Origin of the sequence: Paraburkholderia nemoris, from assembly GCF_905221015.1 — a bacterium.
Classification (GTDB): domain Bacteria; phylum Pseudomonadota; class Gammaproteobacteria; order Burkholderiales; family Burkholderiaceae; genus Paraburkholderia; species Paraburkholderia nemoris.
Genome location: NZ_CAJNBO010000045.1, coordinates 1 through 22,719, shown reverse-complemented (window position 1 = coordinate 22,719; position 22,719 = coordinate 1). Strand labels below are relative to the sequence as shown.

Below are 22,719 nucleotides of genomic sequence, written 5' to 3'. Positions count from 1 at the left end.
CATCAGTTAGCCCAGTTGCTTGATGGCCACCGCGTGCGGATAGCGTTCGGCGAAGGTCTTCATCGAGGCCGAGTCCATCGCCACGCGCGGACGGTTCGTGCCGGGCCGCGGCTGCGCTTCGAGAATCACGCGGTATGCGCTCGGGTGAATGGCCGCGACGTTCACGCCCAGTATGTCGAGCGCGGCGCGATACACGTCCTCGGCGCTGTCCTGCGCGAGCGCGAGGCGTCCGACCCACGGCTGCACGAACGTCTCGGCATCGGCCACCGCACGCATGCGGCGGATCGCGGCGGTCTCGGCATCGTTCGCCGCCTGCTTTACAGCGTCCTTCAGCGCCGCATCCATCGCCGCGCGCGTATCCGCTTTCACGCGCGCGAGCGCGGCGTCCATCGCCGGGCGGCTCACGCTTTCACCCGGCGTCGCGCTATCGGTGGCCTCATCCTTCTTCACGGCCACCGCCGAAGTGGCCGGCGGTGCCGGCGTGCCGGGTGTCGGTGGCGGCGTATCGGTAGCCGTGTCGTCGTCCTGGTCGCCGGTGGCGAGCTTCAGTCCGCGAAGTTTCGTCTCGATGCCGGCCAGGTCCTCGTCGCTGATCTTGCCGCGCAGCGCGGCAAGAATTGCATCGATCGGACCGCCGGTGGCGCTCGCGGCCGGTCCTGCGTCCACCTTCGCCGGCTGTGTCACAGGCTGGTCCAGCGCCACGTCATCGTCGTCGCTGCCTTCGCCGTCAAGGCTGTCGAGCAGCGACACGAGGCTTTCGATGTCGGCGTCGGCCGCAAGTTTCGGCCTGAGCGCCGCGAGGATTGATGGCTTGCGCGTGGTCCAGTTCGCGGCGGTGATACCCGCGAGGATCGGGTTCAGTTCCAGCTTCGCATCGGCTGCGAGCTTCGGCTTCAGGTGTCCAAGCAGCGCCCCCTTCACGAGGGCGGCCTTATGGGACAACTTCGGTGAAGGATGTCTGCTGCTCATGATCCTGTTCTCCAGTCGTGAATCTCCGACCGCGACATCCGGTCCGGCGCGGCCCGCACGCACGAGCGCCACGTGGTTGCCGCGGATGTCGCGCATCACGCCGTCGTAGGGGATGCCGTCATACGAGCCCGGCGTCATGTCGGCGCGGTAGTAGTACGCCGACGAGATCTCGCGGCGCGTGTCATCCTCGATGCCGCGGATTGCCTTCGCGTCCCACACCACCAGGCTGTTGCGCAGGTACGGTGCGTCGAATGCCGCGTCGGTGCCGGTGCTGCCGACCACGATTTCCTTCTTCGGTGACGCAGCCGACACCTGGATGTGCTCGTGACCGGTTTCGTCAAACGCGTCGATCAGCGGAATGCTGTTGAAGCTCGGCGCGGCCTTCGCGAGTTCGTCCGGGTCGCGCAGCAGGTGGTACAGACGGTCGGCATCGAGCCCGAGCGCCACGCCGTCCGGAATCTCGCGGCCGAGGTACGGACACACGTTGGCCTTGCTGATTGGCGTCACCGCCACATGCAGGCGTCCGTCCTGGTCATAGGTGCGTACTGAAGCGCGGTCGAACGCGAGGCGCTGGTCGCGGGCAGAGTTACCGGCGTGGTCGCCCGCATAGCCGTTTGCATGCGCGGCGGCAGCCTGCCGTTCGGCATCGGTGCGATCGGCGTAACAGGTGCCGTGTTCGCCCCAGCGCCAGCCCGCGCCCCCATCAGGAAGCGTGCAGGATTGAACCGGCATGGAGATATCCCGGATCTCTGCCACCACTTATCCCCAGTCTGTGTGGGTAAGCCTGGGGATAAGCCGAAAGGGTCCAATCGCGATGGCCTGACCGGCCACGGTTCCAGTCCCGCTGCCTCATCACGCAGCATGCTCCCGGATAGCGTGGGGCAATCCTCCCACCCCGGACAAAATCCGGAGCAGGGCTTTCGCAGGAAGGGGACTAGAAAAAACAGTCACTTATCAGGAATGCGAATCGCCGATTCAGACATGTCTGCATGAAAAGCAGGATGTGTCTGATATCCGGCAGGTGACTCATGGAATAAATTCAGGTGCATCACGGCATGTCGGCCAGGCATGTCATCGACGGGAACAACGAACCTGGAGTATGTGGTGTGGAAGTATCTTTTTTCGAAGCTTGCTAAACGACTGGAATCCGCTGAATATCAGCGCCGCGACGCGTATCTGGGCGCGTCGTCTAACGTGCTGGATCTTGAGCGGCGGATGCGGGCGCTTGAAACCGGTCCTCACATTGGGTCAGACCTGGACTTCGAGAGCCGGGTACGGCTCGCTGAATGCGTGGGACTGCTTGCAGGCGTGAGCCGCGATCATCGGCCGTAGCGCCCGTCGTCGAGCGCCGGAATAATCGAGCGGCTCACGCACCGGCAGTTCGGCTCGCGCCCCGGCCACGTCCACACGTCATCGAGATACATCCCCTCGCTGATTGTGTAGCGACTGCCGTCGGCTTCGATATGCGACTTGCGCGGGTGTCTGCCGCCGTGGCTGTGCAGCCAGATCGCCTCGGTGATGCCGAGACCTTCCTGCCGCACGCGCGTCACGGTCGCAGTCGCCTTGCTGTTCTGGTCCTGCGCGATGAACGCCGCGCGACGGCGCGTGATGCCATAGCGTTCCTGCAGTTCCTGCGTCAGCCCGCCCAGGTCGCGGCCGGTCTGCACGCTGCGCATCACCAGCCCCTGGACATCTGCCAGATGCTCCGAGGCAATCGATCTGATGAGGCCCACGTTCTCGCCGATGGTCGCCTGCAGCGCATCGTTGGCCTCGCGGCTCAGGTGAAACTCGACCGCGAAGCCGGCCTTCTTCAGCGACGCCCTGAATGCGCCGTCGGCGCGCGCCATCGCGCCGGTCGCGAACTGCCGCGCGAGATCCGGCGCGGCGTCATCGAAGCGGCGCTGCCAGCGACGGGCGAGCCGGTTCATCGTGTCGCGCAGCGTCATTGCCGGACTCGAATCCTGTGCACCCGCCTGCGCCAGCTCCGGTTCGTTCGCGCGGTAACAGGCTTTGATCCAGTACACGAGGCTCGCCTGCATTTCGCCAGTCAGGCGCTCAAGCCGTTGCCGGTATGTCGCCTCGACCCCTTCGTTGGGGCGCACGGGCGTCAACGTCACGGGCTTGCCCGTCGGCGAAACGATGCGCCGTCGTGCGCTTAATGCCATTTCAGTTCAACGCCGCCCGGGTCAACCTTCTCTTCCTCGAGCGGTCGTTCGGGCAGCTTCGCATTCAGATCGAGCGCGGCATACGGGCCATCTTCCTGACCGGCAAGCCGCTTGCGCGATTCCGCCGGGACGATGGCGTTGTTTTCATTGATCAGGATCGAATCCGTCTCGGCCTCGATCTTCCGCACGTTCGCCAGCTGCAGTTCATCGAGCGTCCACAGCGGCACGTAACGGAAACCGATATCGGGATCGATTTCGCCAAACAGCGATAGCTGGATCACGTTGATGAGACGCGAGAGCGGTGGTGTAAAGAGCGCCTCCTGCTGCGCCTCGATCCACGCATAGAAGGTGCGCAGCTCGCCCTCGCTGGTGGCGTTCAGTCCCGATGGCGTGATGCCGAGCAGCACGATCAGCGGGATGCCGGTCACCGCCGACATGTGTTCCTGTGACTGCGCCTGCAGGCTGTCGAGGCTGCCGAGCGGCGCGGACACGTTGTCGAAGTCCTCGCTGTCGTGATCGACCATCATCACGCCGCGGTTGTCGCGCGTCTGGTTGAACAGCATCGCGCGCCGCAGCATCTGTTCGGCGCCGCCCGCATCGAGCACCGCCGCGAGGTTGGTCTTGAGCACCATCGTCGAGAACGAGTGCAGCAGGTCCGACACGCTCTGGCGCGTTCTCAGCCAGTTGTCGACGTAGGGCTTGGCGATCTGCGACAGGGAGAGGCCGCCGAACGCATAGGCGGGCTTGAGCATGTCCGGCAGCGGGCGCGACACGAACGTGAGCAGGCGGCTCGCATGCACCTCGCGGTTCATCACGTACCAGCTCTGCGGGCGGTAGGAATCCTCGCTCAACGGGTCGGTCGAGTTGTACATGCCCGGGTAGGTCCAGATCGGCTCGACCACGCGCAGTCCCTTCAGCGCGCCCTGACCGATCTTCGCCGCCGAGTCGGCGAGCGGTGCGATCAGTTCGGCCGGGTTATCGGCATCGCCGGTGTCGAGAAAGATCTGCGAGCGACCGAAAAATCCGTCCTGCTCGGCCGCCTTGCGGAACGCCGCCTGTACGCCCAGGCGCTTCATCTCCGCCTCGATCGCCGCGAGCTTCGCGCTCCTGTCCGTGTCACCGGTGCCCTGCAGCCTGATCCACTTGCGGGTCATCTCCTTGGCGAGAATCTCGGCCGGGCGGCGGTACTCGGGGCGCTGTGTCAGTTCGGCGAGGTACGGATAGCCGAGAAAGCCCAGGCCCTCGGCGAACGCCCCCTGCAATGCCCACAGGTAGGGTTCGCTGACCTGCGCGTCGCAGGCGAGCTTCGCGTCCTGCGCGATCACGCCGAGCGCCGATTCCTGGATGTGGCGTATCTCGCGCCCGTCGTGTCCCTGGTGCTCCGGCGGTGGGGCCGGCGCCGCGGCGGCTTCTTCACGGCGGTGCCAGAATTTCAGATGCAGCACAACACCTCGTCAGACGCTCGCCTGCATGCACAGAAGCGCCACACAGTCATGCACGTCGCATGAAATTCGTGAAGAAATGTGAAATCAGGCCTCTGTCGCCTTGGCGACAGGGGCTTCGCAGTCCAGAATCGGCGACACGTACAACGTGGTGACACTTCAGGATAACGACATGTATCTGACCAGCGAGGAACGCGATGCCCTGCGACAGGCTGCGCAAGAAGGTATCCATGCGATCAACCATCAGGTCTTCCGGCTCCGCACCGGGAATCCCACCGCGTTTCATGACGGCAATTCCCTGCGCGAGCGGGTGTTTCTCATTGAGCCACGCAACGTCACCTGGTACCGCGATTTCATCCGCCCGGCGCCTCCCAAAGGCAACTGAACCCGCGACGTGCGGCTACACGGCCGCGAGCGTCGCGTCGGAAATCCGCAGCGGGCGGCGCACGATCAGTTGCGCAAAGGCGCGCGACAGCGCATCCACCTGGTCGTCGTGCGCGCCGAACGGGAACGCGCGCAACTCGCTCACGAGCGCCGGGTTCCAGTCAGCCCGGACCATCAGCACGTTGCCGGCGTTGACCTGCGCGGCGAACGGCTCGGCGCGCGTCACCTTGTCGCCGGTCTCGGGCGATGAAACGACCCGGTAGCCGGCCAGCTCGCGCGTCAGGTACAGCACCTGCGTCTTGCCCGCCTGGCCGGGGTCCTGTGGCAGGCTGATCCGGATTCGCGCGCCATCGAGCGACGCGGTGCCGGCGATGATCGCGTCGCGCCGGTCCGGTCCCCATCGTCCGCGACACATATCGCCGATCACGTAGCGCCCGTCGGCCATGCGTCCGAGCCTGGCGCCCGCCGTGTAATCGCCGTCGCCCTCGATGCTCGCGAGGTCCCAGCCGCGCACCCAGTCGATGTGGGTAGTGGGAACAATATCGACCGGCGTGATCGCTTCGGGCCGGAACAGGTCGCCCTCGGGCGGCACCGGCAACTGCTGGTAGAGCGACGCCCAGGTGCGCGGGTTGCCTTCGAACTGCGCCCAGTGCTTCTGCGTAAACCATTCGGGACACAGATATTCACCGGGTACGCGCCCGAGCGGGTCGCTCGCCGTCTCGCTGCGCGCCTGCAGGCACAGCACCTCCCACACGTTGCCATCACGGCACAGCAGGTGTCCGCTTTCGCCGCTCCAGCCGGTGGGCAGGATGCGGCCCGCGAGATCATCCTCGTGCCACCGGGTCTGGATCAGCACGATCCAGCCGCCCGGCATGAGCCGCGTCTTGAGATCGTCCTCATACGCGTCGTACACCTTGTCGCGGATCACCTCCGAGTTGGCCTGTTCGCGCCCGCGCACCGGGTCATCGAGCACGATGCCGTCCGCCCGGTTGCCGGTGACACCCGAGAGCATCCCGCACGCCAGGTACTCGCTGCCGTTGGTGAGCGCGAACGCGTGCGCCGCGTGCGAATCGGCGGCCAGCTCCGTGTTCCAGATGCGCCGGTAGCGCGGCTGCCGCACGATCGAGCGCGTGCGCCGGCCCATGCGGCTCGCCAGCGCATCGCCATAGCTCGCGAGGATCAGCCGCCGGTCCGGCGCTGCACCCAGATACCACGACGGGAACACCACCGACGCATAGGTGCTCTTGCCGCTGCCTGGCGGCGTGAACACCATCAGCCGGCCGTGCGGCGTGCGGCTCGTCTCGTCGACACGCTGCAGGATCAGCCGGTGGTGCGCGGCGAGCGCCGTCTCGACCGGCTCGAAGCGCTCGGTGTCGGCATCGGGGTCCGCATTGGGGCCATCAGCCTGCGGGCGACCAGGCACCTCGATCGCATGCGCGTAGTCAAGGATGTCCGCACGGGCCTTGCGGCGCACCAGCAGTTCAGCCGCGGCTGCGTCCCGTTCTTCGCGCGCGGCCCTTGCTGACAATGGCTTCGAGTTCGGCATCGGTCATGTCGTGGTAGCGCAGCGGCCCGCCACCCGCGCCGGTCAGTTCCACCGCCTGCGCGGTTTCCTTCCAGCGCGCGCGGCACTTGAGCCAGAAGATCGCGGCAATGGTGTCGCCGCCAGTGGCCTTTTTGAGCAGCGACTGCGCGACCCGGCTGTTGGCCCGCACCTCGCCCTGCGCGAGTTCGCGCGCGAAGTGGTTGCGCAGCGTGCGCTCGCACACCGGCTTGCCGCGCGCATCGAGTACCAGCGCGCACATGTCGGGCTGCGGAATGCCTAGTCCGGCCAGGTGCTCGACGATCTGCCGCTGCTCGTCGGTCGGTTCAAAGCGCATGCGGGGCACCCCGGAGTGTCATGGGGCAATTGCGACATGGCAGGCAGTGGCATGCTTCCAACAAATCATTCGGATAACTATGCAACTGGCGAGAAAGTGGTTGGCTTCGTTGCCGTGACGAGCGTTAATCACCTCACCGCAACGACGCGGCCTAACCGAAAAACAGGAAACGAAAAGTGAACGCAAACATCTATGCCAGCGCCACCAGCACCCCGGTCCAGATCCCCGCCACCCGCAACGAGTCATGGGGCTTCTGGGGCACCATGGGCGAGCACGCGAAGGCAGCCTGGCCGCTCGCCATGGCCGCGATCAGCGAGGCCACTGACGAGGAACCCGAAGTCGTGCGCGCCTTTCTCGACAGCCGCCATGGCCGCCATTTTGCCGATACCGTGCTCACCTGGATGCACTGCGGCGAACCGCTGGAAGATGCGCTCGAATGCGCCACCGACGACTGGATGGACTACCGGATCGGCGGCCATACCCGCCGCAAATACGGCATCCCCCACGACGTGGCCTACCTGACCGCCTTCGTGGTTCAGGCCGGGATCGATGAGGCTGAATAACCGTGGGCCGGGCCATGCGCCCGGCGTTCACCGCCAGCTTCATCAAACGCCAGGCCATCTTCACGGATGGCTTTTTTGCCTGTCCAGTCCTGCCAGCGCCGCACGGTCACGTCGCAGTAGCGCGGATCGATCTCCAGCACCCGCGCGCACCGCCCGGTCTTTTCGCAGGCCACCAGCGCCGTGCCCGAGCCCGCGAACGGGTCCAGCACCAGCTCGCCGCTACGGCTGCTGTTTAGCACGGCGTATTCGACCATCGCCACCGGCTTCATGGTCGGATGCAGATCACTCGCTGCAGGACGGTCAAAGTTCCACACACTTGACTGCCGGCGATCACCATACCAGCGGTGCGCGTCGCCCGGCTTCCAGCCATACAGCACCGGTTCGTGCTGGATCTGGTAGTCCTTGCGGCCCAGCACAAAGGTGGACTTGACCCACACGCAGCATTGCGCGAAACGGAATCCGGCGTCGCTGAACGCCCGCCGGAAGTTCGCACCCTCGACATCCGAATGAAACACATACGCTCCCGCGCCATCCGCAGCGACGGCGAACATCATCGTGAACGCGTCGAGCAGGAAGCGGTAGAACGCCACCGCCGACATCGCGTCGTTGGTGATGGTCAGCCGCCGCTTCGACTTGCCTGCATACGCGACGTTGTAAGGCGGGTCGCTGATGATCAGGTCCGCCTGCGCACCGTCCATCAGCCGCGCCATGTCCGCCATTGAGAGCGCATCGCCGCACAGCACCCGGTGTTCGCCGCATCGCCACAGGTCACCGGGCGCCGACACAGGCGAGTCGGGACAGGCGGGGGCCTCGTCGTCATCGGTCAGCCCGCCGCCGGCATCGGGGCCGAGCAGCCGCAGCAGGTCATCCGGTTCGAAGCCGGTCAGGTCCAGGTCAAAGCCCAGCGCCTTCAGTTCGCCGAGTTCGAGCGCGAGCAGGTCGGTGTCCCAGCCGGCCCGCGCGGCGAGCTGGTTGTCGGCGAGGATGTACGCGCGCCGCTGCGCCTCGCTCATCGCGCCCAGCACCACGCACGGCACCACCGTCATGCCGAGCGACTTCGCTGCCGCGAGCCGTCCGTGACCGGCGAGGATGCGGTTCTCGCCGTCGATCAGGATCGGGTTGGTCCAGCCCCACTCGCGGATGCTGGCGGCGAGCAGCGCCACCTGTTCGGGCGAGTGCGTGCAGGCATTGCGCGCGTACGGCACGAGGCCGTCAGTGGCGCGCTGCACGATATGCATGGTCATGATCAGCCAGGCGACGCGGGCGTGCCCTGGGCGGCGTCCGCTGGCTGCGGGGCGGGATTTTCACGCCGTGCGCTGCGGGCCGCGATACCGGGAGCGGGCATCAGGCCCGTCCTCCAGAAACCTGCCGCATTCAGCGACATGCCTGTCGCGCGCATCTCGTCACCCCCCAGGCAGCGCCGCTGCGCGGGCTGTCCGTCATGCCCGAACGGGCCGGTACGGTGCGCGTCGAATGCGTACGTCGAGTTGAAATACTGGTTGCAGGTCGGGCACTGGTTGCGGTCGCCGGTCAGCTTGTGTCTCATGAGGTACTCCAGCATGTCGCTTCAGGCCGCCTGCGTCTCGCGGACGGCGGCATCGGTTACCGCATCGGCCACCGGGTCGCCAACGATTCCGGCCTCGCGCAGCAGCGTGTCGATGCGCGCGAGCGCGTGGTCGAATGCGCCGCCTTTCTGGCGCGTGCCCATCAGCGCCGCAGCGAGGATCGCCGTATGCGTGGCGACGGTCGGGCGGCTGACGCCGCAGCGCTGCGCGAGGTCCAGCTGGGTCTCGGCGGTGCGGGTGAGCAGGTTGCCCACGATCGCCGTGCGCAGCCGGATATGGGGCCGGTGGCCGCTCAGCAGCGGCGCGGTGTGCGCCACCACCGTCTCCAGCGCACGCTGCCATTCGCGGTTCGGATAATGGCCCCGGCAGCAGGGGCGATGACATCCGCAGATGAGGTTGCGCGGCGCGAAGGTCACCACCAGCAGCGCCTGCTGCACCGGCGGTAACTGTTCGAGCCGGCGGCGGATGAAGCCCGCCTGCGCGCTCGCCTCATCGGGCGCGAGCGCGTCACCGGGCGAGGCGTCGCCATGCAGCGCGCCCAGCGATGACGCGCCCCCGGCGAGCGGCGCATGGGCGAGCGCCGCCTTCAGCGCATCGTCGGGGCACCGGTAGCGGGTTTTCATGGCGGTGAGGTGGTGCGCGGAAAAAGGCCGCGCAGATACGACAGAACCCGCCGGAGTTTTCACTCGGGCGGGTTCTGGGCGTATTTCTGGGATATGGATTTGAGGCCCATATTAGACAGAAAATGTCAAATGTCAAGAATCGCCGCGCCCCCGCACCAGAATATTCCGGATTCCCAGGGATTTCCCGATTCGCGCGGGGCGACCCGGCCCGGGACGGGCATCCCGACCCGGCGAGTCATGCAGATTAGCCGCTGACGAGGCAGGGACATAGGTTGATATCGACCCGGGTGCGCCAGCGGTTTCTACGCGTCTCTCGCGGACTGGAAAACGGATTTCTGGCTGGGGGCATCCCTGCCGCCAGCGCTAAGCGCGACCGTTTGCGGTGATCCGCCGCCGGGCCAGATTTTCGGTGACGGCGCGACCGGTGCAGCAGGTCCGGCGCGAAGTCAACGTGTTGCATGGGCTGAAGCAGAAACTTCCGGATTCCCAGGCGTTTTCGCGCGGGGTTCCGGCATGCCGGCCCGCGCGGACTAGACATAAGACACGGTGTCAACCTTTCGCGAGTGGACAACTTCGTTTCGCTTCGTCCGACAGCCGCCACCGTGGCGGCTCACCGCCACCTCGCCCGTCTGCACGGTTTCCACGCACGTCGCCCCGACCGCGTTATCCCCTCAGTTGTCCACAGTCGCATCGTCGCGACACCCCGGCTTTGCCTCACCCGCGCGCGCGTTTTTTGTGGCAGGTAGCCCCGCGGGGGCCGGTTGCACAGTCGCGCGCAGTACCGGGCGCCGGCGAATCAATCAGTCGGAAAAGCGCTTTTCGACGAGCGTCTCGTCACTGAAGATGAACGTAACGCTGTGCAGACTGGACCGTCCGTTGCCATAGTCCCATTCAATCAGACCGTTCGCCGAGTGCTCGCCTGAAGGATTGCCAAGCCGGGCAAACACCTGTTTTCGAGGCGTACCCTCCGGAAACGCCTGCTCTATCGCGTCGCGCGTCCACGCAACGGCGGGCGCACGGCCGTAGGTCTGCGGTTGAACGCAGCCGATGAGACCGGCCGCGCTGGCTGCAGCCAGCGCCATTATCACAAGTTTTTTCATCTGGCCTCCGTGTGCGCGGCGTTTGATTCATGTTCAGGTCACCGCGCTGAGCGTGCGCGCTGAATCAGAAATTTTCGTACATCTTCTGGACGACCTTGCCGTCCCGGAAAACGAATGAGACCATCTGCTTGCTGGTCTTGCCACCAACGTAGTCCCAGCGTTCTACGCCGTCAGCCTTGCTGGCCCGGTACGGATAGCCAAGCCTGTCAACGACCTGCCGTTCGGTCGTCCCGTCGGGGAACCGACTGTCCATGCTGTCACGCGTCCAGCCCTGCACATACATCGCGTCGTAGCTTTTGGTGGTGCCACAGCCAGCAAGACCCACCAGGCACAAGGTAAGCGCCGTCAGAACCAGAACCGTTTTCATCTCTCTCTCCCGCGATCAGATGGGTGTAACGATCGCATTTTCGAGATGACGAAGATGTCAGACAGGTCCTATTTCATCGCTGCTGCGACAAAGCGGCGCAGGGGTGGTTTCCGGTTCGCACCCGGGCTGCGCGTGTTCGCGAATCCATTCGAGCGCCGCGCGGTGAGCGTCGATATAGGAACGTGATGGATGAACGCCGCGCTCGATGCCCTGCCGGTACGCGCGACCGATCCACGCGCGCAGGTTGTTCGGCAACGCGTACCAGTGCTCGCTGCATGCCCACCTCCCGGGCAGCGCGCATTGCGGGCATCCCGGCCACGGACAGGCGTGCCCTGTCGTATCTATGATTATTTCGCGTCGCATCGGAACACTTCATCGAAAACGGTCTTCAGCTCGTCGCCGTGCAGCGGGCGGCGGCCATACATTTTTTCGGCTTGAACGGCGCAGTCATTCGCGCAACGCGCCCAGCGGCCGCCGCGCCGCTTCGCCTCCGCGCGTACCTCGTCACCCAGCGTGACACTCCGCGGCGGCAATGCGCCACCCGCAATGAACCTGGCTCGACCTGTTTTCATCGCGACCTCCTGTGCGTTGCGCTATCGATGACTCAGTGTTTTACGGCGTCCGGGTTGAGCGCCAGTTTCGGATCGGGCGGCGTCCACCCGGCCAGCGCGGCACGTGCGATCCGCCCGATGTCAGGCAGCGTCAGCGCGCTGGTGGTGCCTTCGGCCATCTGGGCAATCAGCGCGAGGGCTTCGCGCAATCGGGTGGCGTCGTGCAGCGCACGCTCGCGGATCTGGTCAGAACGCATTACCCTTAACTCCCGTTGTTTGAGGTTCATTTCGCTTACCTCCCTGCAGTTGTCGCCGCTTCGAGCGGCAGCGTGTCCTGCTGCGCGGTTAGCGGTTCAACGATGATTTCGGTGCGCGGGTTGGTGCGGTCGATACCGTGATAGACATGCTTTTCGCGCACCTGCCGGTCGTTCGCGTAGACCCCGCGCTGCACCAGTTCACGCACCTTCACGCCACCCACCTTCACGGTTGCATAGTGGCTCTGCAGCACATCGAGAACGACCGATTCGTCGAGGTCCGGGCGTTCGCTCGCATAGAAGATCCGCAGCGTAACGCGCACCGGGCCGGTAAGCTGCGCGCGACAGTTCGCCGGGATCTGTCTTAGCGCGTACCGCTCGAACCTGAGCGCCTTGTCGCTCTTGCGTACGGTCGGGCGCGTCTTCACCCGGCCGTCGTCGTCGCGATATCTGCGCGTGCCGATCTCCCGGCTATTCGCTTTTGACGCCGGTTCGCCAAGGATCGTGAAGGCGATCACGGTCATGTCGTCACCTGCTGGCGTTCGTCCTGCTGTTCGTCGTCCTCGCCCGGCTCGCGTGAAGGCAGCGGCTCACCGCGCTTACGCAGCGCGGTCTCGAACACGGTGCGGTAACGGGCGCGCAGCGCGGGCGTGGTGTTGGCGTAAAACGCGCGGCCTGCGGGTGACACCACCGCGTCAGTCCCCACACGCCGCGCCTCGTGCGTGAGCGGCCGGCCGTTCTTCGCCGTGCCACGTTGCAGTACGCCGAACGCCCAGCGCGGCGACGGCTCACGACAGGCGAGCGGCGCGACCAGTTCCCGCATGCCCGCCAGCGATGCATCGACAATCGCGGGGTCGGCGCGCTCGAGCGGCAGGCACATGGCTCCGGTAGCGACACGCTGCGCGGCAGGAACCGGCTCGCAGAGTTCGAGAAAGCGCGGCAGGTCGGGCGGCCGTTTCTCGCGCGGCAGTAGCGCGACAGCACGCTTCAGTTCGTCGGGCGGCACACCGGCAAGCGCTTCGGCCCACATGAGCTTCACCAGGTCAAGATCGGCGTCGGCCCACAGCGCGGTGAAGCGCGCGCCGAACGTCGCCTGCATCCGCGCGAACAGGCTAACGATCCACGTCTCCGGGACTGCCGTGACCGGCCACACGATGCACCTCCGTAACCGCTCCTTCGATGAATTCTGGCGCTGGCCCGCTCAGGCGGGTCAGCCCCTGCGCGACGCGGCGGTGTTCCGCTTCGCGCTCCTGCAACGGAGTGAGCGCGAACGGGGGTCCCTGCGCGCTGTGCGCGTGGTTGTCCAGCCAGTTCGCCTTGAAGCCACCCCAGCCGCGCGTGCAGCAGATGCGCAAGGCGTCGTTCATCGTCAGGCCGGCCTTTTGCGCCTCACCCTGCACGCCATCAAAAGCCGTTTCGGTCGGTTTGAGCCGCTTGCCGCTGCGCAGGGTGAGCCAGTCACTCGCGATTTGCGGTTCGACGCCAAGAAATTCGAGGCGCGCCTGCGCGTCGAAGCGCGAAGCGCGAAGCGCGTATGTTTTTGATTTTAGGTTTACTCCTTTCCTTTCCTTTTCCCCTTCCGCTTATGCGCTGCAAAGGCGCTTTGATCACGCGTCGTTCACGCGCGCCGCTCGCGTCATCGCCCGCTGGCGCAAGGCTATCGGGCGGTGCAGGGAGTTCGGAAGGCGACTCCCGGTTGTTGATCGCCTGATGATGCTTGAACGTCGGAATCACGCCGAATTCATCACCCTTTGACGTGTAGCGAAAAATGAATCCACGCGTCATTAACGCGTCGAGGACGCGTGAAAAATCCACCTCATCGAAGGGGAGTAAGTCGCTTTTCAGCGTGCGCGGATGCCACTTGAACCGGCCCTCGCGGTCGCAGCAACAGAACAGGCCAATGAACGCGACCCGCAGCGGCAACCCGGTTTCGCGTTCGGCGTCGAATAGCGCCTCATGCTTGAACAGTGCGGGTTTGACGGTGCGGATGCGGCTCATGGCGTGGAATGCCACTGTCGTGAATGTGCGTTCCTACTTCTGTTCTGCCCGCAGCGCCGCGCTGATTGACATCAGCACGTCGTGCGGTGACGCGCCAGACGCGTCACGCAGCAAGGCGTGTCCTCGACCTTCCAGCGCGCGCAGTTCGAGAAGCTGCCGGGTCAGGCGTGCGTGTATCGCGTCGGCGTCGCGCAATGCCACGCGCGCGGCCCGTTCGTAATCCGCCAGCGTCAGGACTCGCCGTGGATGGACATTACGGCTGTATCGCGCTTCAGCGTTGCCGGGTTCGGGAGTGGATGTTCGGATCATGGTTTTCTCTCCCTGTCGTACGCAGCCGGAAATTAACCATAGTCGATTAATGCGTCCTTATTCAACCCGCTGGATTATCCGGTTTACCGCCTGTTTTTTAATCATTTCAGTTGCATGGAGTTGCATAGGCGCGCATAGAGTTGTATAGCGTTGCAAAGGGCCGGATGGGCTGTGAATAACTATTTTTAAGGGGTTTGACCCGTGTCGAGCCCTATTTTATAGGTGGAAACCCTGGGTTTTTCATGCCGCACTCGCACATTGCAAATTGTGCAAATGTCCTATCTGATAGGACATCGATGCATGGGCAATCAAAATCAAGAATGTCCTTTTGACAAGGGAAAGCAGGCGATTTTCTGGTCTGAATAATAAATTATCCTGTCACTATCTGATGGTGACAGGATAATTCAAATCGCGGTGCAGCATTGAATAAGGGACGCGTCTTGCCGACCTTGACGACGTACTTGAAATGCATGCATCCCGGACTATTCTCGTAACTCGTTCGACATTTTTATTCTTCATTTCCGGATTACCCGCTGCAATAAAACTGGATTAACTGCACTGCGATGCCATATCGCGGTGGGTGACATGTTGTGCCTGAAAAAACGCGCCAGCGGTGGCGGGTGATGAGGTTCGTTGGCCCGTGACACTGGAGCGCGCGATGAGCATTGCCAGAACGAAATACGCGTATGGATTGAACACCCGTCTTGACACGCTCGCGCTGACCCCGCGCACGCGCAATTTGCTGAAGACCGAAGGGTTCATGCGGGTGGCCGACCTCGTGCGTATTACTTCGGCGCAACTGCTGCTCATGAAGGGTGTCGGTCCCGGCACGCTCGCCGAAGTGCGCGAGGTCCTGACCGTCTGCGGCCTCGCGCTGCGCGAGCCGCGAGATGAACTGACTGATGACGATGCCCGGCGCCTGCGCATGCAGCCGGAATCGACAAGCCACCGCCCTGAATCGGGCGTGGCTAACCCCTGACCCGCAGCCGTCATCGGGCGGCAGGTCAATCTCCAGGAGAGACCATCATGGCAACGCGAGCGAAGAAGGACGAGGTACCGGTCGAGATTGAAATCATGAACGTCGAGTACGGCGTCGCGACGGTGTATATCAAGGGGCGGACCCCGCTGATTTTGAACAAATTAAGCGAAAAGGCGAGACATGAACTGCTGCTGCCGTCGCCGCGCAAGACCGCGGCTGACCGTCAGCAAAGTTTGAAACATAATCCGGCGGACGAATTCCTCGCGGCTGCGCACATGATCCCGGACGACCGGGCGCCGACGCTGCTCGCGATCCCGACCACCGCGCTCAAGGGCGCGATGCGCGACGCGGCGTTGGAAGCGAAAGGCACGTCACGAAGCCAGATCGGTCGGCTGACGTTCATTCCTGGCGCGCTGCTGCCGGTCTATGGCACGCCGATGATTTTCCTGTCGGTGGTGCGGATGGCCGACCCGGGCCGCACGCCTGACATCCGCACGCGTGTCATCGTACCCGAATGGGCGACGATTGCGGAGATCACCTTCATGCGTCCGCAGCTTCGTGCGCAGTCGGTCGTGAACTTGCTGCACGCGGCCGGCCTAATGATGGGTTGTGGCGACTGGAGGCCGCAAAAAGGTTCGGGGTCCTATGGTCAGTTCGAGGTGCTGGCCGAACCGGATGCGGACTTCAACCGCATCATGAAAACCGGTGGCCGCAAGGCACAGGTTGCTGCGATGAAAAATCCGGTGGCGTATGACACCGAGACCGAGGAACTGCTTGCGTGGTTCACCGTCGAACTGCGCCGGCGCGGCATCAAGGCGGCCTGATCATGAACCCACATGAGGAACATGAGCGGATCGCCGCGCATCTGCAATGGCTGCACGACAAGCACGACAATACACTCGATGCCGGGATTGTGGTGCGTGACGCCAGGCGCGTGCGCTCGCCGCTGCATGCCTGTTTCGAATGGGATGACGCGGTTGCGGGCCAGCAGTACCGGCTCGAACAGGCGCGCCACCTGATCCGCAGTGTGCGCATCGTGATCCAGACGAAACAGGCGACGTACCGGGCGCCGGCCTACGTCAGCGACCCGCGCACGCGTCACGGCTATGTCTCGACGGTGCAACTGCGCGATTCGAAAGATGAAGCCCGCGCCGCGCTGCTGGCCGAATTTGTTCTGGTGCGTGGTTTATTGGAGCGTGCGCGTGGGATCGCGCGCGTGCTGGGGCTGGAAAGCGAGGTTGAGGCGCTTCTGCACGGCGTGGTCGAGGTCGAATCGCACGTGCCGCAGGCGCTGGCGGCTTGAGGCAGGTGAGGCGTGGCGCGGTGTGAAATGTCATGGCGGTGCGCGGCATGGCCCGGCAGGCGCGGGCTGGTGAGGCTTGGCCCGGTGGGGAGTGGTTCGAAAAGGCAGGGACAGACATGGCACGGCAGGCTAGGACTGGACTGGTCAGGTTGGGCCATGACAGGCTAGGTATGGCGCGGAGTGGTACGGCACGGCAGGCACGGGTAGTAGCAGGACAGGTGTCAGGGAGAAAACAGGATGGATCGGGAAGCATGGCTCCAGGCGCGGCGTACCGGTATCGGCGGTAGTGATGCCGGAATTGTCTGCGGCTTGCATCCGTTCGTCGCGCCCATCGAACTCTACTGGGACAAGGTAGGCGAAGCGCCGCTGGAGCGGGAGGACAACGAGCGCATGCAGATGGGGCGAGCGCTGGAAGATGCCATCGCGAACGTGTACGCCGAACGCTTTTCGGTGAAACTGCGCCGGCATAGTGCGATGCGTCGGCATCCGAAGTATTCATGGATGATCGCCAACCCCGACCGGCTCATCGAAGGCGCGCGAATTGGTGTTGAGATCAAGAACGTTGATTCGCTGGTGTTCCGCTTCGGCGCCTGGGGACCAGCCGGTAGTGACGAAGTGCCTGAACCTTATTTTCTTCAGGCGCTTCATTACGCTGTGGTGTTCGACTATCCCGAGTGGCACATCGGGGCGCTGGTCGGCGGCAACCGGCTGATGCGCTATATCATCCGGCGTGACGCCGAAGTCGAATCCATGCTGATCGATGCAGAGCGTGAATTCTGGGAACGCGTGCAGAGGCGTGAACCGCCTGAGATTGATTATACGCGGCCAGGCACGATCGCGATATTGCGTCATCTTTATCCCGGCACGAACGGCGAAACGGTCGCGCTCGATCCGTCGATGATGGATTGGCACAACGTGCGCGTCGAAGCCGATGAACAGGTGAAAGCCTATCAGGCCGTCGGCGACGGTGCCCGCGCGCACATCCTGTACGGGCTGGGTCCAGCGGCGATTGGTTGTTTGCCGAACGGCGGCGAGTACCGGCGCAGGCTGGTCCATCGCAAGGGGTACGAGGTCGCGCCGATCGATTACATCGATTTCAGATACGTCAAACCGAAGGGGCACGATGATGAATGACGACGTTGTAACGGCTAACCCGTTCGATACCGGCGAGGACCACCCGGTGAGCGGCGCGGTGGTAGCGGTGGAAATGCAGAAGGGTGTCGCCGAGGTGCAGGCGGCGCTGGTGATGGCCCGCGCCTACCCTCGCGATCCGCGTCGCGCGATGGATCGCATCCTGCAGGACTGCATGCGCGCGACGCTGGCCGAAGAAGCCACCTATCAGTACTCGCGCGGTGGCACCGATATCAGCGGGCCGTCGATCCGGCTGGCTGAAACGCTCGCCAAGCGCTGGGGCAACATGGAGGCCGGTGTCAAGGAACTGTCGCGCCGCGATGGCGTATCCGAGTGCCTGGCCTATGCCTGGGACTACGAGACAAACTATCGCGATGTCCGCACATTCGCGGTTCGTCACTGGCGCGACACGAAGACCGGCGGGTACCTGCTGAAGGACGAACGTGACATTTATGAAGCAATCGCAAACAACGGCGCGCGCCGCAAGCGGGCCTGTATCCTTGCGCTGATCGACGGTGATGTGATCGAAACCGCAGTGAGGCAGTGTGAGATAGCGCTCGCCGCGAAGATTGAGGTTACTGACGAACTGGTCGCGCAGATGCTGGAGCGCTTCGGCGAGTATGGCGTCACGAAGGAGGCGATCGAGCGGCGCATCCAGCGGCACATGTCCGCGCTCACGCCGGCGATGGCGCTGTCGCTGAAGAAGATCTACAACTCGCTACGCGATGGCATGAGCGCACCGTCCGAATGGTTTGAGATGGGTGACACGCCAGCGGCATCGGTTACGCAGCCAGCGGCCTCGCGTTCGCGCACCGACACCATCAAGGCGCGCATGAAGTCACGCAAGGCCCGCGCAGCGGAAAACGTAACGGACGTGGACCGGCAGCAGGCTGCCGCGCCCGCGCCGACTACGGCTGAAGCTCCGACGCAAGGCGATAATGCCGGGGCACCCGTATTTAGCTTCGCGGATGTGATGACGAAGATCGAGCAGGCGGCGACGCTGGATGAATTGAACGATGCATGTGATTTGATCCGTCATGTAGCGGACAGTCAGCACCGCAAGGAACTGACTGAAGCCGGACACACGCGTGCTGCAAGGTTTAACGATTGACCCGTTTGACATGGCACGGATTGGCGCGGCGAAGTGTGGCGCGGCGAGGCGCGGCATGGCATGGCAAGGCGCGGTGCGGCACGGCACGGCACGGCAGGCATAGAGCAGTAGCCCTCCGCGCGAAGGTGAAGGGGCGCGTATGCATCGCGCGGGGTCTCTCTCCTGCGTACGCGCCACACGGCAGGCTGGACCGGGCAAGGTTAGGCGGGGCCGGGGATGGCTCGGCACGGCCGGGCGAGGCAGGACGGGGCTCGGCGGGGCAACTCAAGGCAGGCGTGGCCGTGAGCGGACTGGCGCGGTCAGGCGGGGCTAGACGAGGCTCGACACGGCAGGCATGGATAAACGCGCGCCACGGTGCGCGCATGGCAGGCGAGGAAGCGACGATTACGATCAGTACTCCATACAATGAGACACGCTGCGATGGATAAACCCGGCAGCCGGGCCGGCCTGCGACGCCTGCCGCCCATTTCCCGGATCGTGCTGGCCTATGCGTTCATCAGCACGCTGATTCTGGCGTGCCTCGGTGTCGTCGCGTACAAGATTCGCAATTTCTTTTAGGAGAATTGATCATGAGTCATTTTCCCACCCTTAACGAATTGATAGCGATGGATGACCAGGCGATGTTCGATCACATCGCGCGTCACCTGCTCAGCCAGGCTCGGCGATGCACCGAGGCCGATCCAAACCAGTGCCTGTACCGTGACGGTCACGGCGGTGCCTGCGCGGTCGGCGCGATCATCCCGGACGCGCTGTACTGCCCGACGATGGAGCATAAAAACCTGCATGCGCTGATCGAAGATATCTACCGGTACGGATCGACCGATCAGCGCGTACTGGCAGCGGTGCTGCAGCGCAACCATGGGATGCTGCGCGCGCTCCAGCACATGCACGACGGGCAGCCCGTTCACGAATGGCCGCGCTCGCTCGCAGGCATCGCCGATGCGTACGGCCTGTGCGATGAGGTCGTGACGCGGCTGGCACCCCACTCCGCATCGCGGCACGATGCCATCGTTGCACCTGCATGGCCTGCCCATCCCGCCCGTGAGCCGGTCAGCACAATGGTGCGGCCCTGGGCCTTCGAATCATTGATGCAGACCGTGCTGGCCGCGCCTGACGCGCTGCCGCCCCCGGCGCACATGGCGGACATTCATTTCTTCAGCGGAGCACATCATGGCTGCGAGGAACGCGAGGAAGCGCGCGAAGTTTCCTGCGCCTGATCCGCCGCCCGCCATGCCGGACATCGTCTGGCCGGACGGCGATGATTATCAGCAGGTCGATGCATGGGTGCCGGATTGGGGCCGCGCGTGCGATGTGTGCGGAAACGTGCCGTGTGTTACGGGCGTGCATCAGGGCCGGGTCGTGGTTGACACCGGGATGTGCGGGGTCTGCACTTGGGGCGAGGCCGCGTGTCGCGACCCCGCGAACTGGTAAGGCATGTTGGGAGGGACGATCATGAATACGACCCAGGCAACACCCACACGCCCGCGAACGGCGGCGCTCAATGTCCCGCTCACGATCCAGCAGTTCTGCGAGCGGTATGGCATCAGCAAGTACATTTACTATCGCATGCGCAAGCGCGGCGAGACGCCGGTGGAAACAGCGGTCAGCCCGCGCCGCAGCGTGATTCTCCCGGCATCCCTCAGGGAATGGGAGCGCCGGCACTTTGCCCCGCGCCGTCCGCAGCAATGACGGCCCGCGCCAGCGACAAAAAGGCCCCGTGCCGGTCGCCGGGCTTTCTCGTTGGGGGCAACTATAGGAACGTCTGATGCCTGCCGGTGCGTCTCGGCGCGAGCGGAGAACTGAAGTTACAGGTCGCGGCCGCCCCGATGCGGCCGTGAGCGATATCGACATTTCCTCCTGTCACTTATCGGGCAAGTTACAATTACGGCGTGCTGTTGCGTGTGCTCATGCTTGGTGGATTATGGACACCCTGAATCCGCAAGAGAGAAGCGAACGGATGGGGCGGATCAGGGCGAAGGACACCAAGCCCGAGCTGACCGTACGGCGCCTAGTCCATGGCATGGGATATCGATACCGTCTGCATGTGAAGGACTTGCCGGGATGCCCCGACCTGGCATTCGCTCGTAGGAAGAAGTGCATATTCGTTCACGGATGCTTCTGGCATCGGCACACGGGCTGTCGCCTCGCGCGGATGCCGAAGACTCGGTTGGACTTTTGGCAGCCGAAGCTCGATGCCAATGCTGCACGGGACGTGGTCGTCGAGCGGAAATTGACTGAGCTCGGTTGGAATATTTTGATCGTTTGGGAATGTGAAGTGAAGGACGAAGCGACGTTGATGCCGCGCATCAGGGCTTTCTTGGACGACACGGAGAACAACATTGAAAGCTGTTGAGCTTTACGCGGGAGCGGGCGGGCTCGCGATGGGAGTCGGCCTGGCTGGATTCAAGCCGCTGGCCGTTGTGGAGTGGGATAGGTGGGCCTGTGACACGATTCGCGAGAATCAGCGGCGCGGCTTTCCGCTTGTCGCGGACTGGCCACTGCACGAGGGTGATGTTCGCAAGTTCGACTGGTCGACGATTGAGCAAGACATTGACCTCCTGGCGGGCGGCCCGCCCTGCCAGCCGTTCTCCATGGGCGGCAAGCATCAGGCGCACGACGACACGCGCGACATGTTCCCGGCGACCGTTGACATCGTACGCAAGCTGCGGCCGAAGGCGTTCATTGTCGAGAATGTGAAGGGGCTCACCCGCTCTACGTTTGCGAACTACTACCAATACATTCTTCTGCAATTGGAGTTTCCGGAAGTTCCTCGACGTCGGAATGAAGAATGGTTTGATCACTTGCTTCGCCTTCAGGTCGAGCGCACGAGCGGCCGGCAAAAAGGGAAGAAGCTGACCTACAACGTCGTCCCGACGCTTGTGAATGCGGCCGACTACGGAGTGCCCCAAAAACGCGAGCGGGTGTTCATTGTGGGCTTCCGCTCCGACCTCGGCGTTGATTGGAGCTTCCCACGTCCGACGCACAGTTATGACCGGTTGCTTCATGATCAGTGGGTCACGGGCGAGTATTGGGAGCGCCATGCGGTGTCGCGCCGCAGCCGACCGACGATGCCGGCGAGCCTGGAATCCCGCGTGAGGCGCTTGGCTTCGTCGTTGCCGCTTGCCGACGAACTGCCTTGGCGAACTGTCCGGGACGCCATCGCCGGCCTCCCCAGCCCGTTGTCGCGCACGGCGAGCCACTACTCGGACCACCGCTTTCAACCAGGCGCGCGAGTGTATCCGGGCCACACAGGGAGCCCGCTGGACTTGCCGGCGAAGACGTTGAAGGCTGGTGATCATGGTGTGCCCGGCGGAGAGAACATGCTGGTCAACACTGACGGCTCGGTCAGGTATTTCTCGATTCGCGAGTCCGCGCGGGTGCAGACCTTCCCGGACGGATTCGTTTTCCACGGGTCCTGGACGGAGACGATGCGGCAGCTCGGCAACGCCGTACCAGTCGCCTTGGGTCATGCAGTGGCACGCAGTGTCGCGGAGCGCTTGGCGACTGTACAGCTCGAAGCACTGGCGCGTGCTCGGGAAAGCCAGCGAGGGGCTGCATGACGGGATCGAACGGAAACATCATCCCCTTCAACCCGCTCGACAAGAAGAATCTCGGTGCTAGCGTTGCCGAGGCGATGCTCGAACAAAAGCCGCAGCCCTTGAGCGAGTTGAAGCAATTTTTTGGCGTGGGTATCTACGCCATCTACTACACCGGAGATTTCTCGCCTTATGGGCCGCTGTCCGCGCGCAATCGCGACGGACTGTTTCAGGCGCCGATCTACGTCGGCAAGGCCGTTCCGAAAGGCGCGCGCAAGGGAGGGGGCGTTGGCGAGGTGCGCAGTCGCGCCCTCTACGACCGGTTGCGCGAGCACGCCGAAAGCGTCGAGCTGGCATCCAACCTGGACATCAACGACTTTTGCGATCATGCAAATATTTGCATGAGCACGATTATGACGATCTTGGGATTATGCGCAGTTTCGCGCCACGGACACTCGTTTGTCCTTCTGCGATGGGCTATGCATGGCA

General features: G+C 64.0%; 31 protein-coding genes. 14 read left to right on the top strand and 17 right to left on the bottom strand.

Translation table 11 applies throughout. The features are described 5' to 3' along the window. Window positions 1–6: 6 nt before the first annotated feature. Window positions 7–1,701, bottom strand: a complete 1,695-nt coding sequence (locus tag KHO33_RS38380; RefSeq protein WP_200567895.1) for a DUF2213 domain-containing protein — start codon at window positions 1,699–1,701, stop codon at window positions 7–9. Between the two features lie 336 nt (window positions 1,702–2,037). Here KHO33_RS38380 and KHO33_RS38375 point away from each other — a divergent pair, with 336 nt between their 5' ends. Next, the gene (locus KHO33_RS38375; RefSeq protein ID WP_200567896.1) at window positions 2,038–2,301 is read left to right on the top strand and encodes a DUF3563 family protein; all 264 of its coding nucleotides are present in this window, start codon (window positions 2,038–2,040) and stop codon (window positions 2,299–2,301) included. On the opposite strand, the gene KHO33_RS38370 is transcribed toward KHO33_RS38375, so the two are convergent. Both KHO33_RS38370 and KHO33_RS38365 read right to left on the bottom strand, forming a co-directional pair. Further along, window positions 2,289–3,134: a phage head morphogenesis protein gene (locus tag KHO33_RS38370; RefSeq protein WP_200567897.1), complete on the bottom strand. Its 846-nt coding sequence runs from the start codon at window positions 3,132–3,134 to the stop codon at window positions 2,289–2,291. The two genes, KHO33_RS38375 and KHO33_RS38370, sit on opposite strands and share 13 nt — an antisense overlap. After that, window positions 3,125–4,579, bottom strand: a complete 1,455-nt coding sequence (locus KHO33_RS38365) for a DUF1073 domain-containing protein (RefSeq protein ID WP_236074814.1) — start codon at window positions 4,577–4,579, stop codon at window positions 3,125–3,127. Before KHO33_RS38365 ends, KHO33_RS38370 begins: the two co-directional genes overlap by 10 nt. Window positions 4,580–4,748: 169 nt before the next feature. Between KHO33_RS38365 and KHO33_RS38360 the strand changes: the two genes are divergently transcribed. Then, window positions 4,749–4,961 carry a hypothetical protein gene (locus tag KHO33_RS38360; RefSeq protein WP_200567898.1) on the top strand — a complete coding sequence of 71 codons (213 nt, stop codon included), beginning with the start codon at window positions 4,749–4,751 and terminating at the stop codon, window positions 4,959–4,961. A 15-nt stretch (window positions 4,962–4,976) separates the two neighbouring features. Here the strand turns inward: KHO33_RS38360 and terL are convergent, their stop codons facing one another. After that, on the bottom strand, window positions 4,977–6,506 hold the full coding sequence (terL, locus tag KHO33_RS38355; protein ID WP_200567899.1) for a phage terminase large subunit: 1,530 nt from the start codon (window positions 6,504–6,506) through the stop codon (window positions 4,977–4,979). Further along, window positions 6,442–6,840, bottom strand: coding sequence for a hypothetical protein (locus KHO33_RS38350; RefSeq protein ID WP_200567900.1), 399 nt, complete (start codon window positions 6,838–6,840; stop codon window positions 6,442–6,444). Before KHO33_RS38350 ends, terL begins: the two co-directional genes overlap by 65 nt. A gap of 263 nt (window positions 6,841–7,103) precedes the next feature. Here KHO33_RS38350 and KHO33_RS38345 point away from each other — a divergent pair, with 263 nt between their 5' ends. Continuing rightward, entirely contained in the window at window positions 7,104–7,403 is a 300-nt protein-coding gene (locus tag KHO33_RS38345; protein WP_200567925.1) for a hypothetical protein, read from the top strand. On the opposite strand, the gene KHO33_RS38340 is transcribed toward KHO33_RS38345, so the two are convergent. The 12 genes from KHO33_RS38340 to KHO33_RS38285 all read right to left on the bottom strand — a co-directional run bounded on the left by KHO33_RS38340 (window position 7,376) and on the right by KHO33_RS38285 (window position 14,170). Next, window positions 7,376–8,647, bottom strand: coding sequence for a site-specific DNA-methyltransferase (locus KHO33_RS38340; protein WP_200567901.1), 1,272 nt, complete (start codon window positions 8,645–8,647; stop codon window positions 7,376–7,378). The two genes, KHO33_RS38345 and KHO33_RS38340, sit on opposite strands and share 28 nt — an antisense overlap. Before the next feature lie 2 nt (window positions 8,648–8,649). Continuing rightward, window positions 8,650–8,949: a hypothetical protein gene (locus KHO33_RS38335; RefSeq protein WP_200567902.1), complete on the bottom strand. Its 300-nt coding sequence runs from the start codon at window positions 8,947–8,949 to the stop codon at window positions 8,650–8,652. A gap of 21 nt (window positions 8,950–8,970) precedes the next feature. Next, window positions 8,971–9,591, bottom strand: coding sequence for a hypothetical protein (locus KHO33_RS38330; RefSeq protein WP_200567903.1), 621 nt, complete (start codon window positions 9,589–9,591; stop codon window positions 8,971–8,973). 800 nt (window positions 9,592–10,391) lie between these two features. Further along, a complete protein-coding gene (locus KHO33_RS38325; RefSeq protein WP_200567904.1) occupies window positions 10,392–10,691 on the bottom strand; it encodes a hypothetical protein in 300 nt (99 codons plus the stop codon). Window positions 10,692–10,755: 64 nt separating this feature from the next. Continuing rightward, entirely contained in the window at window positions 10,756–11,058 is a 303-nt protein-coding gene (locus tag KHO33_RS38320; protein WP_200567905.1) for a hypothetical protein, read from the bottom strand. Between the two features lie 347 nt (window positions 11,059–11,405). Further along, the gene (locus KHO33_RS38315; RefSeq protein WP_200567906.1) at window positions 11,406–11,630 is read right to left on the bottom strand and encodes a hypothetical protein; all 225 of its coding nucleotides are present in this window, start codon (window positions 11,628–11,630) and stop codon (window positions 11,406–11,408) included. A 32-nt stretch (window positions 11,631–11,662) separates the two neighbouring features. Next, the gene (locus KHO33_RS38310) at window positions 11,663–11,896 is read right to left on the bottom strand and encodes a hypothetical protein (RefSeq protein WP_200567907.1); all 234 of its coding nucleotides are present in this window, start codon (window positions 11,894–11,896) and stop codon (window positions 11,663–11,665) included. A gap of 5 nt (window positions 11,897–11,901) precedes the next feature. Then, window positions 11,902–12,387 carry a RusA family crossover junction endodeoxyribonuclease gene (locus KHO33_RS38305; RefSeq protein WP_200567908.1) on the bottom strand — a complete coding sequence of 162 codons (486 nt, stop codon included), beginning with the start codon at window positions 12,385–12,387 and terminating at the stop codon, window positions 11,902–11,904. Further along, complete coding sequence (locus tag KHO33_RS38300; RefSeq protein ID WP_200567909.1) at window positions 12,384–13,016, bottom strand: hypothetical protein; 633 nt, start codon at window positions 13,014–13,016, stop codon at window positions 12,384–12,386. The genes KHO33_RS38305 and KHO33_RS38300 overlap by 4 nt, the downstream gene beginning before the upstream one ends. Further along, window positions 12,976–13,230, bottom strand: a complete 255-nt coding sequence (locus KHO33_RS38295; RefSeq protein ID WP_200567910.1) for a hypothetical protein — start codon at window positions 13,228–13,230, stop codon at window positions 12,976–12,978. Before KHO33_RS38295 ends, KHO33_RS38300 begins: the two co-directional genes overlap by 41 nt. A 91-nt stretch (window positions 13,231–13,321) precedes the next feature. Then, a complete protein-coding gene (locus tag KHO33_RS38290) occupies window positions 13,322–13,861 on the bottom strand; it encodes a hypothetical protein (protein ID WP_200567911.1) in 540 nt (179 codons plus the stop codon). 33 nt (window positions 13,862–13,894) lie between these two features. After that, entirely contained in the window at window positions 13,895–14,170 is a 276-nt protein-coding gene (locus KHO33_RS38285) for a hypothetical protein (protein WP_200567912.1), read from the bottom strand. A 658-nt stretch (window positions 14,171–14,828) separates the two neighbouring features. On the opposite strand from KHO33_RS38285, the gene KHO33_RS38280 reads away from it, so the two are divergent. From KHO33_RS38280 to KHO33_RS38230, 11 genes are all read left to right on the top strand, one after another. Beyond that, the gene (locus tag KHO33_RS38280) at window positions 14,829–15,149 is read left to right on the top strand and encodes a DNA-directed RNA polymerase subunit alpha C-terminal domain-containing protein (protein WP_200567913.1); all 321 of its coding nucleotides are present in this window, start codon (window positions 14,829–14,831) and stop codon (window positions 15,147–15,149) included. Between the two features lie 95 nt (window positions 15,150–15,244). Then, window positions 15,245–15,973: a hypothetical protein gene (locus KHO33_RS38275; protein WP_200567914.1), complete on the top strand. Its 729-nt coding sequence runs from the start codon at window positions 15,245–15,247 to the stop codon at window positions 15,971–15,973. Between the two features lie 2 nt (window positions 15,974–15,975). Continuing rightward, on the top strand, window positions 15,976–16,452 hold the full coding sequence (locus KHO33_RS38270; RefSeq protein WP_200567915.1) for a hypothetical protein: 477 nt from the start codon (window positions 15,976–15,978) through the stop codon (window positions 16,450–16,452). A gap of 237 nt (window positions 16,453–16,689) precedes the next feature. Beyond that, on the top strand, window positions 16,690–17,586 hold the full coding sequence (locus KHO33_RS38265) for a YqaJ viral recombinase family nuclease (RefSeq protein ID WP_200567916.1): 897 nt from the start codon (window positions 16,690–16,692) through the stop codon (window positions 17,584–17,586). Further along, a complete protein-coding gene (locus tag KHO33_RS38260) occupies window positions 17,576–18,694 on the top strand; it encodes a hypothetical protein (protein ID WP_200567917.1) in 1,119 nt (372 codons plus the stop codon). The genes KHO33_RS38265 and KHO33_RS38260 overlap by 11 nt, the downstream gene beginning before the upstream one ends. Before the next feature lie 420 nt (window positions 18,695–19,114). Next, complete coding sequence (locus tag KHO33_RS38255) at window positions 19,115–19,252, top strand: hypothetical protein (RefSeq protein WP_200567918.1); 138 nt, start codon at window positions 19,115–19,117, stop codon at window positions 19,250–19,252. Window positions 19,253–19,263: 11 nt separating this feature from the next. After that, entirely contained in the window at window positions 19,264–19,911 is a 648-nt protein-coding gene (locus KHO33_RS38250; protein ID WP_200567919.1) for a hypothetical protein, read from the top strand. A gap of 235 nt (window positions 19,912–20,146) precedes the next feature. Beyond that, window positions 20,147–20,383 (top strand): hypothetical protein, encoded by a 237-nt coding sequence (locus KHO33_RS38245; protein ID WP_200567920.1) that lies wholly within the window; start codon window positions 20,147–20,149, stop codon window positions 20,381–20,383. 145 nt (window positions 20,384–20,528) lie between these two features. After that, a complete protein-coding gene (locus KHO33_RS38240) occupies window positions 20,529–21,047 on the top strand; it encodes a very short patch repair endonuclease (RefSeq protein WP_236074812.1) in 519 nt (172 codons plus the stop codon). Then, window positions 21,034–22,254, top strand: a complete 1,221-nt coding sequence (locus KHO33_RS38235) for a DNA cytosine methyltransferase (protein ID WP_200567921.1) — start codon at window positions 21,034–21,036, stop codon at window positions 22,252–22,254. Before KHO33_RS38240 ends, KHO33_RS38235 begins: the two co-directional genes overlap by 14 nt. Continuing rightward, on the top strand, window positions 22,251–22,719 hold a 469-nt coding region (locus KHO33_RS38230), incomplete at its 3' end, for an Eco29kI family restriction endonuclease (protein WP_200567922.1). The genes KHO33_RS38235 and KHO33_RS38230, both read left to right, overlap by 4 nt.

Bases quoted from the DNA above. Each gene is read 5' to 3' on its own strand.
- KHO33_RS38380 (WP_200567895.1), bottom strand. From the start codon at position 1,701: ATGCCGGTTCAATCCTGCACGCTTCCTGATGGGGGCGCGGGCTGGCGC.
- KHO33_RS38375 (WP_200567896.1), top strand. From the start codon at position 2,038: ATGTCATCGACGGGAACAACGAACCTGGAGTATGTGGTGTGGAAGTAT.
- KHO33_RS38370 (WP_200567897.1), bottom strand. From the start codon at position 3,134: ATGGCATTAAGCGCACGACGGCGCATCGTTTCGCCGACGGGCAAGCCC.
- KHO33_RS38360 (WP_200567898.1), top strand. From the start codon at position 4,749: ATGTATCTGACCAGCGAGGAACGCGATGCCCTGCGACAGGCTGCGCAA.
- terL (WP_200567899.1), bottom strand. From the start codon at position 6,506: ATGCCGAACTCGAAGCCATTGTCAGCAAGGGCCGCGCGCGAAGAACGG.
- KHO33_RS38350 (WP_200567900.1), bottom strand. From the start codon at position 6,840: ATGCGCTTTGAACCGACCGACGAGCAGCGGCAGATCGTCGAGCACCTG.
- KHO33_RS38345 (WP_200567925.1), top strand. From the start codon at position 7,104: ATGGGCGAGCACGCGAAGGCAGCCTGGCCGCTCGCCATGGCCGCGATC.
- KHO33_RS38340 (WP_200567901.1), bottom strand. From the start codon at position 8,647: ATGACCATGCATATCGTGCAGCGCGCCACTGACGGCCTCGTGCCGTAC.
- KHO33_RS38335 (WP_200567902.1), bottom strand. From the start codon at position 8,949: ATGAGACACAAGCTGACCGGCGACCGCAACCAGTGCCCGACCTGCAAC.
- KHO33_RS38330 (WP_200567903.1), bottom strand. From the start codon at position 9,591: ATGAAAACCCGCTACCGGTGCCCCGACGATGCGCTGAAGGCGGCGCTC.
- KHO33_RS38325 (WP_200567904.1), bottom strand. From the start codon at position 10,691: ATGAAAAAACTTGTGATAATGGCGCTGGCTGCAGCCAGCGCGGCCGGT.
- KHO33_RS38320 (WP_200567905.1), bottom strand. From the start codon at position 11,058: ATGAAAACGGTTCTGGTTCTGACGGCGCTTACCTTGTGCCTGGTGGGT.
- KHO33_RS38315 (WP_200567906.1), bottom strand. From the start codon at position 11,630: ATGAAAACAGGTCGAGCCAGGTTCATTGCGGGTGGCGCATTGCCGCCG.
- KHO33_RS38310 (WP_200567907.1), bottom strand. From the start codon at position 11,896: ATGAACCTCAAACAACGGGAGTTAAGGGTAATGCGTTCTGACCAGATC.
- KHO33_RS38305 (WP_200567908.1), bottom strand. From the start codon at position 12,387: ATGACCGTGATCGCCTTCACGATCCTTGGCGAACCGGCGTCAAAAGCG.
- KHO33_RS38295 (WP_200567910.1), bottom strand. From the start codon at position 13,230: ATGAACGACGCCTTGCGCATCTGCTGCACGCGCGGCTGGGGTGGCTTC.
- KHO33_RS38290 (WP_200567911.1), bottom strand. From the start codon at position 13,861: ATGAGCCGCATCCGCACCGTCAAACCCGCACTGTTCAAGCATGAGGCG.
- KHO33_RS38285 (WP_200567912.1), bottom strand. From the start codon at position 14,170: ATGATCCGAACATCCACTCCCGAACCCGGCAACGCTGAAGCGCGATAC.
- KHO33_RS38280 (WP_200567913.1), top strand. From the start codon at position 14,829: ATGAGCATTGCCAGAACGAAATACGCGTATGGATTGAACACCCGTCTT.
- KHO33_RS38275 (WP_200567914.1), top strand. From the start codon at position 15,245: ATGAACGTCGAGTACGGCGTCGCGACGGTGTATATCAAGGGGCGGACC.
- KHO33_RS38270 (WP_200567915.1), top strand. From the start codon at position 15,976: ATGAACCCACATGAGGAACATGAGCGGATCGCCGCGCATCTGCAATGG.
- KHO33_RS38265 (WP_200567916.1), top strand. From the start codon at position 16,690: ATGGATCGGGAAGCATGGCTCCAGGCGCGGCGTACCGGTATCGGCGGT.
- KHO33_RS38260 (WP_200567917.1), top strand. From the start codon at position 17,576: ATGATGAATGACGACGTTGTAACGGCTAACCCGTTCGATACCGGCGAG.
- KHO33_RS38255 (WP_200567918.1), top strand. From the start codon at position 19,115: ATGGATAAACCCGGCAGCCGGGCCGGCCTGCGACGCCTGCCGCCCATT.
- KHO33_RS38250 (WP_200567919.1), top strand. From the start codon at position 19,264: ATGAGTCATTTTCCCACCCTTAACGAATTGATAGCGATGGATGACCAG.
- KHO33_RS38245 (WP_200567920.1), top strand. From the start codon at position 20,147: ATGAATACGACCCAGGCAACACCCACACGCCCGCGAACGGCGGCGCTC.